The sequence below is a fragment of the Corallococcus sp. CA047B genome (genome assembly GCF_003612065.1).
Classification (GTDB): domain Bacteria; phylum Myxococcota; class Myxococcia; order Myxococcales; family Myxococcaceae; genus Corallococcus; species Corallococcus praedator.
Window position 1 is genome coordinate 1 of the sequence record NZ_RAWD01000643.1, and the last position, 1507, is coordinate 1507.

General features: G+C 69.2%; 2 protein-coding genes. One reads left to right on the forward strand and one right to left on the reverse strand.

What is annotated here, in order from left to right:
- Positions 1–423 (reverse strand): hypothetical protein (locus D7X74_RS41880; RefSeq protein ID WP_147446911.1); only part of this gene is annotated, 423 nt, incomplete at its 3' end.
- A 434-nt stretch (positions 424–857) separates the two neighbouring features.
- Here D7X74_RS41880 and D7X74_RS41885 point away from each other — a divergent pair.
- Positions 858–1507 (forward strand): hypothetical protein (locus D7X74_RS41885; protein WP_147446912.1); only part of this gene is annotated, 650 nt, incomplete at its 3' end.

Consider the following 1507-nt stretch of genomic DNA (forward strand, 5'->3'; position numbering starts at 1 on the left):
GAGGGCGCCCGCCCGTCCCCTCCCCTGCCCGACAAAGAGCAGGGCCGGCAGGACGAGCAGCAGGGCCAGATGCAGCGGCTCCGCGACGAGGGCGACCACGGCCACGCTCAACCCGTAGGAGCTGAAGAAGAGCGCCAGCGCGAGCGCCCCCAGCGCACGGCCCGTCCTCGTGGCCGGTGACAGCAACCCGAACAGGGTGAGCGCGGTCCCCGCCAGCGCCACGAGCTGCAGCCGGGCAATGCCTCGCGGGTGGTTGCCGCACAGCCAGAAGAGGACGCGCTGGGTGAGAGAACGGTTGGTGAGGAAGCCCCGGTTGAGGGGCCCGCGCCAGACATAGGCGAACGAGTCGTCATATTCGACGGCGCGGAGCTGGGTCTGCACCGCATACAGCGCGAAGACGAAGGGAGCCAGCACAAGGCCCACGCACGCGGCCGTCCACCACCAGGGCACCGGGCGCGACGTGGCTTGGGAGACGGAAGCGGTGCTTCGCGAAGCGGGCATGGACGAGGTGCGCGGAGGGCAACCGCCAGGAGCGGCGGGGCCCCGCACATTACAGGTTGCGCCGGGGCTGACCGATCCTTTCGTACAGCGCTCGGGCCCGGAGTGCACACGGTACGCTCTCGGTGAAGCCCGAGCAGTACAGCCTTGGCGCCGACTCCAGCAGGGCCCGGGAGCTCCTCGTGGCAGGGGACTTCAAGGGGGATGGCCTCACGTCTACGACGGCGTCGTGAAGGGCTGAACCCCTGCTGAAGTCCTGACACCACGCCTCCCCCCGGGCCACTACTTGTGGCCCGGGGCCGGTGAGACCTTGCGCTCAGAAAGCATCCATCGACGTCCCGGGGATGCGGAGGCGCTTCATGAGGGAGACCCCGGCGGTCCAACCGCCTGACGAGGGCAACAATCCCTGCATGCAGTTGGCGCCGACGCCAGGCTTCATCGAACCTCCGTCGGCCCTGGTCGAAAGCAACACCGAGTCCCGGCTGGTTCAGCTCCTGCGCGACGCGGCCAGCACGAAGAATCCCACCGAAATCCTCACGCGTTCGGCTGTCGCCCATTACCTGCTCGGACCCGAGCTGGGAAACGCACTGGCCGACCTCTCGGTGACGGGCCGAGTGGCCTATGCCGAGTTCCAGCGCGCAACGGTCAGCCACGCGACGCTCCTGGCCCTTACCAGCGAGCGGCTCGCCAATACGGAACACGTGCAGGCGTCCCCCGAGGATGTCGCCGTCGCGGTGAGCGCCGCGCTGGACCGCGCCTTCTCCGTCGCCTGGGCCCTGCGAGGTCCCGTCGCGAAGCAGGAGACGGCACGAGCACCGCTCGGATGGATTGCCGTCTCCGGCGAAGACGACGCGCCGCACCGGCCGGTGAATGTCCCTTCACCGCCATTCGAACAGTACGACCTTCGCGTGACCGTCGCGCCAAGGACGATGCCGGCGACGCTGGCGGTGACCACGCGCTTCTTCATCGCGTCAGCCGATGCGTTCGCCCCTTCGGCGACAACCCCGCC